General features: G+C 64.4%; 15 protein-coding genes and 1 pseudogene. 6 read left to right on the top strand and 10 right to left on the bottom strand.

Annotated features, from left to right (window positions below):
• A partial coding sequence (locus B3B04_RS11220; protein WP_292043028.1) for a peptidoglycan DD-metalloendopeptidase family protein occupies positions 1-733 on the bottom strand: 733 nt, incomplete at its 3' end.
• Between the two features lie 86 nt (positions 734-819).
• Positions 820-2,328 (bottom strand): exodeoxyribonuclease VII large subunit, encoded by a 1,509-nt coding sequence (gene xseA / locus B3B04_RS11215; protein ID WP_292043026.1) that lies wholly within the window; start codon positions 2,326-2,328, stop codon positions 820-822.
• On the opposite strand from xseA, the gene B3B04_RS11210 reads away from it, so the two are divergent.
• The 3 genes from B3B04_RS11210 to guaA all read left to right on the top strand — a co-directional run bounded on the left by B3B04_RS11210 (position 2,327) and on the right by guaA (position 6,171).
• Entirely contained in the window at positions 2,327-2,878 is a 552-nt protein-coding gene (locus B3B04_RS11210) for a hypothetical protein (protein ID WP_292043025.1), read from the top strand. The genes xseA and B3B04_RS11210 overlap by 2 nt on opposite strands.
• A 126-nt stretch (positions 2,879-3,004) precedes the next feature.
• A complete protein-coding gene (gene guaB / locus B3B04_RS11205) occupies positions 3,005-4,474 on the top strand; it encodes an IMP dehydrogenase (protein WP_013983621.1) in 1,470 nt (489 codons plus the stop codon).
• A gap of 116 nt (positions 4,475-4,590) precedes the next feature.
• A complete protein-coding gene (gene guaA, locus B3B04_RS11200; RefSeq protein WP_011914102.1) occupies positions 4,591-6,171 on the top strand; it encodes a glutamine-hydrolyzing GMP synthase in 1,581 nt (526 codons plus the stop codon).
• Between the two features lie 80 nt (positions 6,172-6,251).
• Here guaA and B3B04_RS11195 read toward each other — a convergent pair whose 3' ends face one another.
• Genes B3B04_RS11195 through B3B04_RS11170 form a run of 6 tightly spaced genes read right to left on the bottom strand, consistent with a single transcriptional unit; the run spans position 6,252 to position 11,461 of the window.
• Positions 6,252-6,977, bottom strand: a complete 726-nt coding sequence (locus B3B04_RS11195) for an amino acid ABC transporter ATP-binding protein (protein WP_026012532.1) — start codon at positions 6,975-6,977, stop codon at positions 6,252-6,254.
• A gap of 23 nt (positions 6,978-7,000) precedes the next feature.
• Positions 7,001-7,720: an amino acid ABC transporter ATP-binding protein gene (locus B3B04_RS11190; protein WP_170824439.1), complete on the bottom strand. Its 720-nt coding sequence runs from the start codon at positions 7,718-7,720 to the stop codon at positions 7,001-7,003.
• Between the two features lie 5 nt (positions 7,721-7,725).
• Positions 7,726-9,228, bottom strand: a complete 1,503-nt coding sequence (argH, locus tag B3B04_RS11185) for an argininosuccinate lyase (protein WP_019406724.1) — start codon at positions 9,226-9,228, stop codon at positions 7,726-7,728.
• 20 nt (positions 9,229-9,248) lie between these two features.
• Positions 9,249-9,935, bottom strand: coding sequence for an amino acid ABC transporter permease (locus B3B04_RS11180; protein ID WP_079328777.1), 687 nt, complete (start codon positions 9,933-9,935; stop codon positions 9,249-9,251).
• A gap of 7 nt (positions 9,936-9,942) precedes the next feature.
• Complete coding sequence (locus B3B04_RS11175; protein ID WP_013983616.1) at positions 9,943-10,605, bottom strand: amino acid ABC transporter permease; 663 nt, start codon at positions 10,603-10,605, stop codon at positions 9,943-9,945.
• A 13-nt stretch (positions 10,606-10,618) separates the two neighbouring features.
• Positions 10,619-11,461: a transporter substrate-binding domain-containing protein gene (locus B3B04_RS11170; protein ID WP_292042977.1), complete on the bottom strand. Its 843-nt coding sequence runs from the start codon at positions 11,459-11,461 to the stop codon at positions 10,619-10,621.
• A gap of 207 nt (positions 11,462-11,668) precedes the next feature.
• Here B3B04_RS11170 and B3B04_RS11165 point away from each other — a divergent pair, with 207 nt between their 5' ends.
• From B3B04_RS11165 to tadA, 3 genes are all read left to right on the top strand, one after another.
• A complete protein-coding gene (locus B3B04_RS11165) occupies positions 11,669-12,589 on the top strand; it encodes a LysR substrate-binding domain-containing protein (RefSeq protein ID WP_013983614.1) in 921 nt (306 codons plus the stop codon).
• A 176-nt stretch (positions 12,590-12,765) separates the two neighbouring features.
• Positions 12,766-14,136, top strand: coding sequence for a multicopper oxidase family protein (locus B3B04_RS11160; protein ID WP_292042956.1), 1,371 nt, complete (start codon positions 12,766-12,768; stop codon positions 14,134-14,136).
• A 19-nt stretch (positions 14,137-14,155) separates the two neighbouring features.
• Entirely contained in the window at positions 14,156-14,638 is a 483-nt protein-coding gene (tadA, locus tag B3B04_RS11155; protein ID WP_019406722.1) for a tRNA adenosine(34) deaminase TadA, read from the top strand.
• On the opposite strand, the gene B3B04_RS11150 is transcribed toward tadA, so the two are convergent.
• Together B3B04_RS11150 and B3B04_RS11145 are read right to left on the bottom strand one after the other, a co-directional pair.
• Positions 14,635-15,732, bottom strand: a complete 1,098-nt coding sequence (locus B3B04_RS11150) for an ABC transporter ATP-binding protein (RefSeq protein WP_292042949.1) — start codon at positions 15,730-15,732, stop codon at positions 14,635-14,637. The genes tadA and B3B04_RS11150 overlap by 4 nt on opposite strands.
• Positions 15,729-16,307: pseudogene (locus B3B04_RS11145) on the bottom strand (ornithine carbamoyltransferase); the annotation flags it as partial. The gene B3B04_RS11150 and the pseudogene B3B04_RS11145, both read right to left, overlap by 4 nt.

Below are 16,307 nucleotides of genomic sequence, written 5' to 3'. Positions count from 1 at the left end.
CGGTCGCGCCGACCTTGCCGAGAACCTGGCCGCGCGCCAGCTGATCGCCGACCTTCACGCCGATTTCGGACAGGTGACAGAACATGCTGATCAGCCCCTGACCGTGGTCGACGAACACGGTCTTGCCGTTGAAGAAATAGTCGCCGGTGAGTATGACCTGGCCGGCCGCCGGCGCCTTGATCGGGGTGCCGGTCTTGGCGGCGAAATCCAGGCCCGAGTGCGGGTTGCGCTCCTCGCCGTTGAAGAAACGGCGCAGGCCGAACGGCGAGGACAGCGGGCCGTCCACCGGGCGGTCGAACAACAGATTGCTCGGCTGGCGGGTGCTGAACTGCCGGTAGGCGCGGTTCTGCTCATCCAGTTCACGCTCGATGCGCTTGAGGTCTGCGGGGTTCGGGTTGACCTGACGCTGGTTCTTCAGGGTGATGTGCTGCGCGCGATAGTCGCGGTTGCCAACCTGGAAGCTGGTGCTGCGGCCATCGACCTCCAGCTGCTGGGGGCCGGCCTTTGCCGACAGCGGGATGCCGACGATGGCGATCCAGCGCTCGCCATCCTCGCGCACCACCAGGGTCGGCTTGCCCTGATAGCGGGCCTGCGGTGCGCTGGGGCCGTTGCCGAGTTCGATCACGGCGACGCCGCCGGGCACCGGTTTGTTCAGCAGGCGGGTGATGAAGCCTTCGGCGTGGGCAGGCAATGCGAGGGAGAGGGCGAACAGCAGGGCGAAGACGCGAGACATGGATGGGTCCGTTGCAGGAAACGGCCCATCCTCGCGTAAACCTCCGGCAAGAGAAAGGGCCAAGAATGTCAGGAGATTGCCCTTGCTTAGAGCAGCGGCAGGGTGACCGGTTGCAGATGATTGTCCTCCACGCGTACGTCGAGCTCGCCGTCGCCGAGCCTGGCCTTGAGGCGCTGGCCGGGTTGCGTCTGGCTGGCGCTGCGGATCGCTTGGCCGCGGTCGTCGAGCAGGATGCTGTAGCCGCGGCTGAGCGTGGCCAGCGGGCTGACCACGTTGAGCGTCTGGGCCAGGCCCTGCAGCTGCTGGCGGCGGCCTTTAATATTGGCCTGCATCGCCCGCGGCAGGCGCGAGGACAGATGGTCGAGGCGCTGGCGCAGCAGATTCAGCGTGCGCCCCGGATGCTGCGCGGCCAGGCGTGTTTCCAGTCGGGCCAGGCGCTCCTGGCCACTGCACAGGCGGCGGTCCAGGGCACGCAGCAGGCGCTGCTCCAGGTCATCGATACGCTGGGCCTGCTGCTGCAGACGTTCGCCGGGATGGCGCAGGCGGCGGGTCAGGCCATCCAGGCGCATGGCGTCGCGGTGCAGGCGGTCACGCATGCGCAGTACCAGACGTTGCTGCAGGCCGTTTAGCCGCTGCTGCAGATCGGCACTGCTAGGCGCAAGCAGCTCTGCCGCCGCGGACGGCGTCGGGGCGCGCACATCGGCGACGAAGTCGGCGATGGACACATCGGTCTCATGGCCAACCGCGCAGACGATCGGCGTGACGCAGGCATCCACCGCACGCGCCACGGCTTCCTCGTTGAAGCACCAGAGATCTTCCAGCGAGCCGCCGCCGCGGGCGAGGATCAGGGCGTCGAAGCCCTGGGCGTCCGCCAGCTGCAGCGCACGGACGATCTGCCCAGTGGCTTCGCGGCCCTGTACGGCGGTGGGGATCAGCGTCAGCTCCACCTGCGGTGCGCGGCGGCGAAACACCGAGATGATGTCGCGGATCACTGCGCCGGTCGGTGAGCTGACGATGCCGATGCGCCGCGGATGAGCGGGCAGGGCGGCCTTGCGCTCGGCGGAGAACAGGCCTTCGGCGGCGAGCTTTTCCTTCAGCGCTTCGAAGGCCAGGCGCAGTGCGCCGTCGCCGGCCGGCTCCAGCATGTCGAGAATCAGCTGATAGTCGCCACGGCCTTCGAACAGCGAGACCTTGCCACGCACCCGCACCGCCAGGCCGTCGCGCAGTACCTGACGGATGCGCGCGGCATTCTGGCGGAACAGGGCGCAGCGCACCTGGGCGTTCCTGTCCTTGAGGGTGAAATAGACGTGGCCGGAGGCGGGACGGGCGAGGTTGGAAATCTCGCCTTCGACCCAGACCTGGGCGAACACGTCCTCGAGCAACAGGCGGGCGCGACCGTTGAGCTGACTGACGGTCAGCACTTCGCGATCGAGATTGAGGCGCTGGAAGGGATCTTTGAGCATGGCGGCGATGATAAGCCGCGCGCGGCCAAGCGGAAACCGAATCTGCTTGGCGTCCGTCCAGCGGGCCTTGACCAGCCAACGGGCGGCGCTAAGCTGCGCGGCCTTTCTCCATCTCCGGTTTCGAGCCGTCATGAGCCACAGTCAAGCCATCATCGTGCCGCGCATTTCCACGTTCCCGGCGCCCGAAGCCAAGGCGCGGATGATTCTGCGTTGGCTGGCCGAGCGGCGCATCGTCGAGTCGCTGCCGACCACCTGTGGCCACGGTGTTGGCGGCATGGGCTACGCCATCGCTTCCGGCGCGCGCAGCGTCGTGCAGCATCCGGAGCGCTTGCCCTTTGGCGAGGCCATCAACGGCCTTGAGGTGGTCACCAAGCGCTGCATTTACACCCCGACGCAGGGCTTCGCCGAGGAAGCCGGTTGCCCCGAGTGCCGGCGTGAAATCGGCGAGGCGCTGTTCGAAAGCCTGGACGAGTGGATGCCGCGGCAGACCGACAACTTCACCTGCCCGGAATGCGGCCACGAGGACGACATCAACGGTTTCCTGTTCATCCCGGCGTGTGCCTTCTCCAACCTGGGCTTCATTTTCAATGGCTGGGGCGAGGCCGGTTTCACTCAGGCGTTTCTCGACGAGTTCGCCGAGCGCCTGGGGTTTGCCGTGGCGCTGGTGATCGATCGACCGTGACCGGTCGGTCACTCCGGCGAGGCTGTGCCTGTCGTCGTTCGTGCCGTCGCTCACATCCGCATTGAGCGCAAGGGGGTGCGTGGGTATAATGCCGCGCTTCCTTTTTCCCGCCTGGGAGCCCCCGCCATGCTGCGTATCAGCCAAGAAGCCCTGACTTTCGATGATGTTCTCCTGATCCCGGGATATTCCGAGGTTCTGCCGAAGGATGTCAGCCTCAAGACCCGCCTGACCCGCGAAATCGAGCTGAACATTCCGCTGGTTTCCGCTGCCATGGACACCGTCACCGAAGCCCGCCTGGCCATCGCCATGGCGCAGGAAGGTGGCATTGGCATCATCCACAAGAACATGAGCATCGAGCAGCAGGCTGCCGAGGTGCGCAAGGTCAAGCGCCACGAGACTGCCATCGTCCACGACCCGGTCACCGTCACCCCGGAAACCAAGATCAGCGAGCTGCTGCGCAAGGCCCATGAACTGGGCTTCTCCGGCTTCCCGGTGGTATCCGGCAAAGAGCTGGTGGGCATCGTCACCGGTCGTGACCTGCGCTTCACGCCGAACGCCGGTGATTCCGTCGCGGCGATCATGACGCCCAAGGAAAAGCTGGTCACCGTGCTCGAAGGCACCGGCCTGGAAGAAATCAAGACCGAACTCTACAAGCACCGCATCGAAAAGATGCTGGTGGTCGACGCCAACTTCCACCTGCGCGGCCTTGTGACCTTCCGTGATATCGAGAAGGCCAAGACCTACCCGCTGGCGTCCAAGGACAGCCAGGGCCGCCTGCGCGTCGGCGCGGCGGTCGGTACCGGCGCCGACACTGGTGACCGCGTCGAGGCGCTGGCTGCGGCCGGCGTCGACGTGGTGGTGGTGGATACCGCCCATGGCCATTCCCGTGGCGTGATCGATCGCGTGCGCTGGGTGAAGGAGAACTTCCCGCAGGTGCAGGTGATCGGCGGCAACATCGCCACCGCCGAAGCCGCGCTGGACTTGGTCAAGGCTGGCGCCGACGCGGTCAAGGTCGGCATCGGTCCGGGCTCGATCTGCACCACCCGCATCGTCGCCGGCGTCGGCGTGCCGCAGATCTCCGCCATCGCCAACGTTTCCGCCGCGCTGGAAGGCACCGGCGTGCCGATGATCGCCGACGGCGGCATCCGCTTCTCCGGTGACCTGTCCAAGGCCATCGTCGCTGGTGCCAACGCAGTGATGATGGGTTCAATGTTCGCCGGTACCGAGGAAGCGCCGGGCGAGATCGAACTGTTCCAGGGCCGCTCCTACAAGGCCTACCGTGGGATGGGTTCGCTGGGAGCCATGTCCCAGGCCCAGGGCTCCTCGGACCGTTACTTCCAGGACTCGTCCGCCGGTGCCGAGAAACTGGTACCCGAGGGCATCGAGGGCCGTGTGCCGTACAAGGGTTCGCTGTCGGCGATCATCCATCAGCTGATGGGTGGCCTGCGCGCTTCCATGGGCTACACCGGCAGCGCCACCATCGACGAGATGCGCACCCGGCCGCAGTTCGTGCGCATCACCGGTGCCGGCATGGCCGAATCGCACGTGCACGACGTGCAGATCACCAAAGAGGCGCCGAACTACCGCGTCGGTTGATAAGCCTCGATTGACAGGCGCTGGAAGCTGGAAGGTGGAGACCGGATATTGCACGATCCGGTCTGCGCTTCCAGCTTTCGGCTTTCAGCTTCAAGCTCTTTCCGAAGGAAGGCTCCATGTCTCATCCTGACATCCACGCTCACCGCATTCTGATTCTCGACTTCGGTTCCCAGTACACCCAGCTGATCGCCCGCCGCGTGCGCGAGATCGGCGTGTATTGCGAGCTGCATCCGTGGGACATGAGCGAGGACGACATCCGTGCCTTCGCGCCACGCGGCATCATCCTCGCAGGCGGCCCTGAGTCCGTTCATGAAGCGGGCAGCCCGCGTGCACCGCAGGCGGTGTTCGACCTGGGCGTGCCGCTGTTCGGCATCTGCTACGGCATGCAGACCATGTCCGAGCAGCTCGGCGGCAAGGTGCAGGGCTCGGACGTGCGCGAGTTCGGCTATGCCCGCGTCGATCTGGTGGGCAAGTCCCGGCTGTTCGACGGCATCGAAGACCACATGGACGACGATGGCGTGTTCGGTCTCGACGTGTGGATGAGCCACGGTGACAAGGTCACCGAGATTCCGGCCGGCTTCCATATCCTGGCCAGCACCCCGAGCTGCCCGATCGCCGCCATGGGCGACGATGCCCGCGGCTATTACGGTGTGCAGTTCCACCCGGAAGTGACCCACACCCGCCAGGGCGGCCGCATCCTGTCGCGCTTCATCCTGGAAATCTGCGGCTGCGAAGCACTGTGGACCCCGTCGAACATCGTCGAGGACGCCATCGCCCAGGTGCGTGCCCAGGTCGGCGACGCCAACGTGCTGCTCGGCCTCTCCGGCGGTGTGGATTCGTCGGTGGTCGCGGCGCTGCTGCACAAGGCGATCGGCGACCAGCTGACCTGCGTATTCGTCGACAACGGCCTGCTGCGCCTGCACGAGGGTGACCAGGTGATGGCCATGTTCGCCGAGAACATGGGCGTCAAGGTGATCCGTGCCGATGCCGAGGCGCAGTTCCTAGGCAACCTCGAAGGCGAGGCGGACCCGGAGAAGAAGCGCAAGATCATCGGCCGTACCTTCATCGACGTGTTCGATGCCGAGGCCAGCAAACTGCCGAACATCCAGTTCCTTGCCCAGGGCACCATCTACCCCGACGTCATCGAGTCGGCAGGCGCCAAGAGCGGCAAGGCCCATGTGATCAAGTCGCACCACAACGTTGGTGGCCTGCCGGAAGAGATGAACCTCAAGCTGGTCGAGCCGCTGCGTGAGCTGTTCAAGGACGAAGTGCGCAAGATCGGCCTCGAACTCGGCCTGCCCTACGACATGGTCTACCGCCACCCCTTCCCGGGCCCGGGCCTGGGTGTGCGTATCCTCGGCGAGGTGAAGAAGGAATACGCCGACCTGCTGCGTCGCGCCGACGACATCTTCATCAGCGAACTGCGCAACGCCGACTGGTACCACAAGGTCAGCCAGGCTTTCGTAGTATTCCAGCCGGTGAAGTCGGTCGGCGTGGTCGGCGACGGCCGCCGCTATGCCTGGGTCGTCGCGCTGCGCGCTGTGGAAACCATCGACTTCATGACCGCGCGCTGGGCGCACCTGCCATACGAGTTGCTGGAGAAGGTGTCCAACCGCATCATCAACGAAATCGAAGGCATTTCCCGCGTCACCTACGATGTGTCGAGCAAGCCGCCGGCCACGATCGAGTGGGAATGATTGCAGGGGCATGCGCCCTGGCGCTGATGAAGAACCCCGGCTAGCCGGGGTTCGTTGCATTGGGTCAGCTGACCGCAATCTCAGTGAATGATCTTTGACAGGAATTGCCGGGCTCGCTCGCTCTGAGGGTGGGCGAAGAAGCCTTCTGGTGCCGCGGTCTCAACAATCGCGCCAGCATCCATGAATACCACGCGGTCGGCGACCTGCCGGGCGAAGCCCATTTCATGGGTGACCACCAACATGGTCATGCCCGACTCGGCCAGCGCGACCATGGAGTCGAGCACTTCGCCGACCATCTCCGGATCGAGTGCAGATGTCGGCTCGTCGAATAGCATGATTCTGGGTTCCAGGCACAGCGCCCTGGCTATGGCGGCGCGCTGTTGCTGGCCGCCCGAAAGCTGCGCCGGATAACAGTCTGCCTTATCGGCGATGCGCAATTTCTCTAGCTGTTGCACGGCTCGCTCGCGCGCTGCACGCTTGTCCATGCCGAGCACGTGAATCGGCGCCAGAGCGCAGTTCTCGGCGATACTCAAGTGCGGGAACAGGTGGAAGTTCTGGAACACCATGCCCACGTGGTCACGTACGCGGGTGATGGTTGAGGGTGTGTCGTCGAGGGCGATGCCCGCCACTTCGAGTCGGCCGCGCTGGAAGGGCTCCAGCGAGTTGATGCAGCGGATCAGGGTCGACTTCCCCGAGCCGCTGGGGCCGCAGATCACTAGTCTTTCCCCAGGAGCGACCCGCAGGCTCACGTCGTTCAGGGCATGAAAGGCACCGTACCACTTGTTCAAGCCGTCTATCTCGATAATTGGGGCATCGGGCATGGGATCGCTCACTTCAAGACATGGGTGAGAAACTGGCGCGTGCGCTCTTCGCGCGGCGCGGAAAACAACTGGGTGGGTGCTGCGCATTCGACGATCCTGCCGCCGTCGAAAAAGATCGCTCGGTCGGCTACTTCCCGCGCGAAGCCCATCTCGTGGGTGACCACCACCATGGTCATGCCCTCAGCGGCCAGTTCCTTCATTACCTGCAGCACCTCATTGACCGTCTCGGGGTCAAGCGCCGAGGTTGGCTCGTCGAACAGCATCAGCCGGGGCTGCATGGCCAGCGCCCGGACGATGGCCACCCGTTGCTGCTGACCACCCGAGAGTTCGGCTGGCATGGCTTGCGCCTTGTGCGCCAGGCCGACCCGTTCCAGCAGTTTCATCGCCATGGCCTCGGCATCGGCGCGGGACAGGCCGCGCAGCTTCATCGGTGCCAGGGTCATGTTGCGCAGGATGCTCAGGTGCGAAAACAGGGTGTAGTCCTGGAACACCATGCCGACCTCGTCGCGCAGCCGGGCCATCGATTCACGGCTGCTGTTCGAACCGGTCAGCGTGATCTCGCCAGCCGTCGCCGGTTCCAGGGCGTTCAGGCAACGGATCAGGGTGGATTTGCCCGAGCCGCTGGGCCCGATAACCACCACTACTTCGCCTTCGTGTATATCGAGATCGACGTCCTGGATGACCTCGGTGTCGCCAAAGCGTTTGCGCAGGCCGCGTACGGTCATCAAGGTGGTCATGATTGTGCGAGCCTCTCGGTGGCGGCTTGCAGTGCCTGCTGCGCCTCGCTCTGGCGCTGGCGACGACCTGCGTGACTGGCTCGCTCCTGCTCCAGGCGTTGGCGCGCGGCATCGATCTGTACGCGTTGGGCACTGGCCGCCGGACCGCCGGGCAGGCTGCGCGAACTGACATTGGTGATCGGGTCCAGAGCCTCGCGAACCTGCTGTTCGTCCAGGCCTAGGGAGCGGCCAAGTTGCTGCTGGGCAGCGCGTTCGACCATCGCGCTGTCGATGCGACTTGCCGGCAGCCCATCGTCCATCGCCTGGCGTACCACTGCGCCGACGACGTGGTGCGCCTCGCGGAAAGAGAGGTCGGCCGCGCTGACCATTAGGTCGGCCAAGCCAGTAGCGGTGGAGAAGTCTTCCGCCGCCTTGCGCAGCCCGGTTTCCAGATTCGGCCGCGCGGTCCGCAGGACCAGATCCAGCAGGGTCAGGCATTGCTGGCATTCCTGCGCCGACTCCCAGAAGCCGCGCATGCTCTCGCGATTGCCGTCGCCGGTATGGGTGAAGTTTGTGCCTTTGATGGTTGCGGCTGAGGCGACCAGTGAGCCGAGTATCTGCCCGGTACGCCCCTTGAGGTACTCCAGGACCACCGGGTTCTTCTTCTGCGGCATGATGCTGGACGTGCCGGCGACGCTGTCCGGGAAATCGATGAGTGCGAACTCGTGGGTCGACCAGACGAAGAAGTCTTGCGCCACGCGGCTCCAGAACACCGCCAGGAGCGTCATCTGCGCCATGCTTTCCAAGGCGAAATCCCGCGAGCCGACCGCGTCCAGGGTGTTTTCCAGGAAGCCGTCGAAACCTAGCAGCTCGGCGGTGCGCGCACGGTTGATGGCGAACGGCGTGCCGGCGAAGGCGGCGGCACCCATGGGGCTACGGTTCATGCTGTCGAGGGTCGCGGCCAGGCGCAGGCAGTCACGTTCTAGGGCCTGGGCAACGCCGGATAGGTAGAAACCGAAGGTGATCGGCTGTGCTGGTTGCAGGTGGGTGTAGCCCGGCATGATCGCGTCGGTGTATTTCGCCGCGGCGTCCAGGGCGCTCTGGCGCACGTTGTAAAGCGCGTCGAGCAGGTCCATGAGGACGTCGCGACCGCGCAGGCGGTCCAGGGTCGCCAGCAAATCGTTGCGGCTGCGTCCGATGTGCAGACGCCCGCCGACGTCGGTGCCGACCTTCTCGATCAGGTGTGCCTCGTAGTTGAAATAGGCGTCTTCGCGCAGCGGATCGAGCGTCACGGCTTGCGGGCCGACCTGCTCCATTTCGAGCACGCCGCGAGCCAGGGCGACGGCCACTGGCGCGTCTATCAGGCCGCATTCGGCAAGCATGACGATATGGGCCTTGTTGACGTCACCGAGATAGCCGAAGCCGTCGGCGAACCCTGCGAGGCGCGGTGCGTAGATGAGGTCGCAGACTTCCGCTGCGGTGGGTTCCTTGAGTCGACGGCTGACTTTGGATTCGAGCATGGGAATAGGCCTTCTGGACATCAGGGCTGAGGTTGGCCGAGTCGGGACGCATTGCGGCCCAGGCGACGTTCGAGGTAGCGGCTGAGCCAGGTCAGCGCGCTGCAAATGACGAAGTAGACGAGCAGGACCACGCTATACACCGTGAAGGCGGGGTTCACGCCCCCCATCATGGTGCTGCGCTCGACGATGATCTGGCCGACCTTGAGGAACTCGCTGACACCGACCAGCGCACCCAGTGACGTGGCCTGCACCAGCAGGGTCAGCAGGCCGGTATAAGCCGGCAGGATCGCCTTGAGCGACTGCGGCACGACGATGTACACATAGATGTGCCAGGGCCGCAGGCCGAGCGCCCAGGCGCTCTTCCACTGGTGCCGCGGCACCGAGAGCAGGCCGCCGCGCACGATTTCTATGCCGTTGGCGCTGCCCCACAAGGTCAGGCCAAGGGTCACCGCGGCGAAGGGGCTAAGGTTGATCCCCAACAACGGCGCGCCGAAGAAAATGAAGAACACGTTGACGATCAGCGGTATCGAGCGGAACAGCTCTACGTAACCGTGGATCGCCCAGCTTAGCGGGCGGTTCTTCACCGTGGCCAAGGTGCCGAGCACGACTGAAATCAGCGTGGTGAACATCAGAATCACCAGTGCCAGCTTCAGGGTCATGAGCAGGCCCTTGGAAATGAACCCCCAGTTCTCGATCACGAATTCCATGGCGGCCTCATTGTTGGAAGGGGCGTTGCAGGCGTGCTTCGAGGCGTCCCGCGAGCAGCGCTAGGACCGCCACCAGAGCGAGGTAGATCACGCAGATGGCTGCGAACATCTCGATGGCGCGGAAATCCGTGGCGATACGGTCCACCGCGACGAAGGTCAGCTCGGCCAGTCCGATGGTCTGCAGGTATGCCGAGTTCTTCAGTAGCGAGATGGCCGTGTTGAGCATGGCCGGCAGGCTGATGCGAAACGCGATGGGCACCGCGATCAGGCGGAAGAACTGCCGCGACTGCAGGTTGAGCGCCATCCCGGCCTCCCGCAGTCCCTTGTCGATTGTGGCCAGGCCCCCGCGCAGATTCTCGATCTGGTAGGCGCCCGCCCAGAGTGACAGGCAGAGCACGCCCGACCAGTACAGCGACAGCTTCATGCCCACGGCAGGCAGGCCGTAGAAGATGAAGAACAGCTGTACCAGAATCGGCGTGTTGCGGATCAGCTCGACATAGAGCACCACCAGTTGTGACAGCACTGGCAGCTTGAACAGCCTAACGCCGGCACCCAGCACGCCGATCAGCAGCGACAGGACGATGCTCAGTGCCGAAACCTGGAGGGTCATCCATAACCCGTCGAGCAGGGCAGGCCACTGCGTGAGCAGGTAGTCGAAATCGAAGCTCATGGGAAACCGCCGATCAGTGGGATTCTTCGGGCTTGGGCTGCTCGAACACGCTCAGGTAGTAGCCGCGGATGGCTTCCGGGACGTATTGCTCGATCCACGGGCGGAAGAGCCGCTCCTCGTGCATGCGCTCGACGGCGGTGGAAAGGTAGGTTTGCCATTCGTCCTCGCCCTTGCGCAGGCCGATGGCGGCGTCGGAGATCTGGAACGGCTCCTGGACCAAGCGCAGCGAATCGTCATTGCCGGTCACCACTACCAGGGTCGCGGCGTCGTGGGTGTAAGCGTCGGCGCGGCCCTGTCGGAAGCTCTGCAGCGCATCGGCGGCACTGTTCAGGCGCAGGGTCTTTACTTCTGGCATACGCTCTTCGAACCACTTGGCCTGCACCGAGCCCTTGAGTGTTGCCAGGGTCTTGCCCTTGAGGTCGTCGATCTTTTCGATGCCGCTGTCCTTGCGGACCAATACGTCACTAGCACCCCAGCGATAGGGCTGGGTGAAGGCGATCACGCGCTGGCGCTCCGGGGTAACACCCAGAGTGGCGATCAACAGGTCGACCTTGTGGCCGAGCAGCTGAGGCACGCGGTTCTCCGCGGTAACGCAGGTAAAGGTTACCTTGTCCTTGGAGCCGAGCGCCCATTCGGCGATCTGCCGGGACATTTCCACCTCGACTCCGGCGAAGTTGCCGTTGTTGTCCTGGTAGCCGTAAGGTGGTTGGTCACAGCGCACGCCTGCGCGCAACTTGTCCTGTTTGCTGATGGATGACGGCACGGGCGGCATGCCCTCAGCGGCCACCGAATGGGCGGCGAATCCGAGCGAAGTGACGACCACAAGGGCGAGCTGAAGCGTGGGGAACGATGGCATAGGTGTCTCCTGTTTTTTGTTATCGCAATGGGTGAGCCTGAGCTCGAGCGGAACCATGGCAGTTAGGAGTAGCGGAACGTTGATATGAGCCTCGCCGTGCGTTCCGATCACATTGGCGCGGGCCTTGGCTGAAGTTTTAAAGGGAATGGCTCATACTGACAAATGCCAATACGCCACGTGTCCATGCATAAATGATATGGGGATGCCGTGAACTTCAAGCAGGTGGAAGCCTTCCGGGCCGTGATGCTGTCCGGCTCCATGACCGCTGCGGCCGAAGCGCTGCATACGTCACAGCCCAATATCAGCCGGTTGATCGCGCAACTGGAGCGCCTCAACGGTTTTTCCCTGTTCGAGCGAATAGGCAGCCGGCTGGTCCCAACCGATGAGGGCACGGCATTCTTCAACGAAGTGGACAGAGCGTTCATCGGCCTGCGCAACCTTGAGCACTCGGCGCGGCACATTCGCCAGCTCGGCACCGGGCGGATACGCATAGGCGCCGTGCCGTCGCTGTCCCTTTCCGTGCTGCCACGGGCCATCCAGCGCTTTCGCGAAGGTCATGAGCAGGTCGCAATCTCGCTGCATACCAGCGACTCGACGACGGTAGCGCGCTGGGTCGCTTCGCAGTTCTGCGATTTCGGCCTAGTGTCGTTCATCGGTGAGGAAACCCCTGGGGTGCGGGCACGTCTGATCGGCGACTTGCCTGCGGTGTGCATCTTCCCCAAAGGGCATCGCCTAGCGGCGTTGGAGCGCGTCGGGATCGATGATCTCGCCGGGGAGGAGTTCGTCTCGCTGGCGCACGACGACGGCACTCGGCGCCGCATCGATCGGCTGTTTCTGCAGCATGGGGATCGTCGCAAGCTAAGCCTCGAGGCGCCCTATGCTGCGATCATCTGCGCCATGGTCGGTACTGGGCTCGGGGTGAGTATCGTCAGCCCCCTGGTGGCGCAGGGCTACCTACATGCGGGCATCGAGGTGCGTCCGTTCGCTGCCGATTTCAGTTTCACCAGCTATCTGCTGTACGCCGATCATCGACCGCAGAACAATCTGGGTTCGCGCTTCGCGACTTTGCTACAAGCGATGTTCCTTGAAGAAAGAATGCAAGGCGGGGCTGCCGAGACGGCAGGGTGACGCCCAAGGCAGCGCTATGGCCGCTGTGGGTGTATTCCGCTAACCTTGCGCGCCATCGAACCGGGCGAAGCCATCGTGTGGCCGTTTCGTTTCGTGCTCGCGACCTCGCGCAGACGAGGCGCTCAATTTTCGACGCCCTGATGAGCCATCTTTGTCGTGCAGGAGCAGGTTTTCTCATGCGTTTTACCCGTAGACAAGTGCTCGCTGGCCTGGCCGGCCTCGGTGTTGTCGGTCTGGCCGGCAGTGGCGTGCGCTACTGGCTCGGTCGCCCGGTCGATGTCACCACCCATGATTACGAGTTGATCGCCGCGCCGCTGGATGTCGAGCTGGTGCCCGGTCACGTTACGCCGGCGTGGGCCTATGGCGGGCAGGCGCCCGGGCTGGAGCTGCGCGGCCGCCAGGGCGACTGGTTGCGTGTGCGCTTCATCAATCAGCTGCCGGAGGCCACCACCATCCACTGGCACGGCATCCGTCTGCCACTGGAAATGGACGGCGTGCCCTATGTGTCGCAGCTGCCGGTGCTGCCCGGCGAATTCTTCGACTATCGCTTCCAGCTGCACGACGCCGGCAGCTTCTGGTATCACCCGCACACCACCAGCGCCGCGCAGCTGGGACGCGGGCTGGTCGGCCCGCTGATCGTAGAGGAGCGTGAGCCGAGCGGCTTCCATCACGAGCGCACGCTCAATCTGAAGAGCTGGCACATCGACAAGCAGGGCGCCTTCACCGAGTTCAGCGTGCCCCGCGAGGCGGCCCGCGGAGGCACACCTGGGGTGCTGTCGACGGTCAATGGCAGACATGCCCCGTTGCTGGATCTGCCGGCCGGGCAGGTCGTACGGCTGCGCGTGCTCAATCTCGACAATACGCTGACCTATCGATTGAACCTGCCGGGCGGCGACGCGCGCGTCTATGCCCTCGACGGCCATCCGGTAGCGCCGCGTCCGCTGGGCAAGGAATACTGGCTCGGCCCGGGCATGCGCATCGACCTCGCGCTCAAGGTGCCACAGGCGGGCACCGAGCTGTCCTTGCGCAACGGCCCGTTGCGGCTGGCAACGCTGCGCGCGGTGGCCCATGACGAAACCGCTGGCGACTGGCCGCCGGCGCTGCCGGCCAACCCGGTCGCGGTGCCGGACCTGCAGCGGGCCGAGACGCTGCGCTTCAATTTCGAGTGGGCCGGCCATCTGTCGGCAGATGTCGAGCAGGGGGCGGCCTACACATTCTGGCAGATCAACGGCCAGGCGTGGGACATCAACGACAAGAGCTGCGCCGAACGGCCGATCGCGACGCTGAAAAAGAATGGCCATTACATCTTCGAGCTGCGCAATCTCAGTCAGTATCAGCATCCGATCCACCTGCACGGCATGACCTTCCAGGTGATCTCGTCCAACCGACGCAAGATCGACCCCTGGTTCACTGACACCTACCTGCTGGGCAAGAACGAGACGGCACGCATCGCGCTGGTCGCCGATAATCCGGGCACCTGGATGTTCCACTGCCATGTCATCGACCATATGGAAACCGGACTGATGGCGGCAATCGAGGTGGTATGAAACAGGGTAGGGCGCAGTCGTGAGGAAACCGCTGATCATCGATCGCAGCCAGGACGAGCGGTTCATGCGCGAAGCACTGGCGCTGGCAGCGCAGGGTGCCGCATTGGGCGAAGTGCCGGTGGGGGCTGTGCTGGTGCATGAGGGGCAGATCGTCGGGCGCGGCTTCAATTGCCCGATTTCGCGCCACGACCCCAGTGCCCATGCAGAGATGGTCGCCATACGTGCTGCCGCGCAGGCGCTGCAGAACTATCGGCTACCCGGTAGTACGCTCTACGTGACGCTCGAGCCGTGCAGCATGTGCGCCGGGCTGATCGTGCATTCGCGCGTTCAGCGAGTCGTCTATGGTGCCACCGAGCCGAAGGCCGGCGTGGTTGTCAGTCGTGGTCAGTTCTTCGATCAGGGCTTTCTCAACCACCGGGTACTGGTCGAAGGTGGCGTGCTGGCCGAGGAGTGCGGGACGGTGCTCAGCGAGTTCTTTCGCCAGCGCCGGCAGAAGGGTTAGCGCGCCGCCGTTGTCGGCTGCAGCGTTTCGTGGGCGGCAACGCTGCCCTGCGCCGGAAAGATGACGAGATGGTCGGCGGCGATGGCGATGCCGACTTCCTGTCCGGTGGGGTAGTCGGCATGGCTGGTGAAGATCGCCACCAGCTGGTTGCCGGTGGGCAGTTGCAGTCGGTATAGCGTGGACGCGCCGAGGAAGGTCTTGCCGACGATCAGTGCACGCAACGGGCTGTCCGGGCGGTAGACGATGTCATCCGGGCGCAGCAGTACGTCCACCGAGCTTCCGCTTGGCCAGTTGTAGGCACGGTTGCCGCGAATAGGACCGAGCTCGGTCTGCACGGTTTCCGGGTCGAGCAGTTGCCCGCGAATGAAATAACCCTGGCCGATGAAGCTGGCGACGAAGGGCGTCAGCGGTTCGTGGTAGAGGTTGAACGGCGTGTCCCACTGCTCCAGTCGACCATCCTTGAACACGCCGACCTGATCGCTGACGGCGAACGCTTCTTCTTGGTCATGGGTGACCAGAATGGCGCTGGTCTTGCGCGCCTTGAGGATCTCGCGCACCTCGTGGCTGAGGCGCCGGCGAAGCTCTACATCGAGGTTGGAGAAGGGCTCGTCGAGCAGCAGCAAGGCCGGTTCCGGCGCCAGTGCCCGGGCCAGCGCCACACGCTGCTGCTGACCGCCGGAGAGCTCGTGGGGATAGCGCTTGCCGAGCGCGCTCAGGTGTACCAGCTCGAGCATTTCGTCGACGATGCGCACGCAATCGGGCTGTTTGCGGATACCGAAAGCAATGTTCTCCGCCACGGTAAGGTGCGGAAACAGCGCGTAATCCTGAAACACCATGCCGATGCGGCGCCTCTCCGGCGCCAGGGTGAAGCCGGCACGGGAAATGACGGTGTCGGCTAGCTGGATCTCGCCCTGGTGCACGGGCTCGAAGCCGGCGATGGCGCGCAGCGTGGTGGTCTTGCCGCAGCCGGATGGGCCCAACAGGCAGCCGATGTCGCCGCGATTCAGGTGCAGGTTGAGATGCTGAACGATGCTCTGCTCACCATAGCCGCAGGCCAGGTCGCGCAGTTGTAGCAGCGGCAGTTCAGGTTTCATGCGTGGTGATAGGCCGGCTCGACAAGAAACTCCAGCAGTGCCTTCTGCACGTGCAGGCGGTTCTCGGCCTGATCCCAGGCGACCGAGCGGGGATCATCGAGCAGATCGTGACTGATTTCCTCGCCACGGTGGGCCGGCAGGCAGTGCATGAACAGCACGTCCGCGGCGGCGCAGTCGAGCAGCGCGCGGTTTACCTGATAGGGGCGGAAGGTGGCCAGACGCGCGGCCACTTCATCTTCCTGGCCCATGGATGCCCAGACGTCGGTGCTGATCAGGTTGGCGCCCGCCGCTGCCTCGCGTGGGTCGCGCAGCACCTGCACACGCTCGCCGGCGCGTGCCAGCAGCTCGGCGTCGGGTTCGTAACCTTCGGGGCAGGCGACCTTCAGCCGGAAGTCGAACTGGATGGCCGCTTCTATATAGGTGTTGCACATGTTGTTACCGTCGCCGATCCAGGCCACCGTCTTGCCGGCAATGCTGCCGCGGTGTTCGTGGTAGGTCTGCATGTCGGCCATCAGCTGGCAAGGGTGCAGGTCATCGGAAAGACCATTGATGACCGGCACGCTCGAGTTGGCGGC

It is taken from the genome of Brevundimonas sp. UBA5713, from assembly GCF_002419815.1.
In the GTDB taxonomy this organism is placed as follows: Bacteria; Pseudomonadota; Alphaproteobacteria; order Caulobacterales; family Caulobacteraceae; genus Brevundimonas.
Note: the sequence above shows the minus strand (reverse complement) of the source record. Positions and strands in the feature narration are given on the sequence as shown.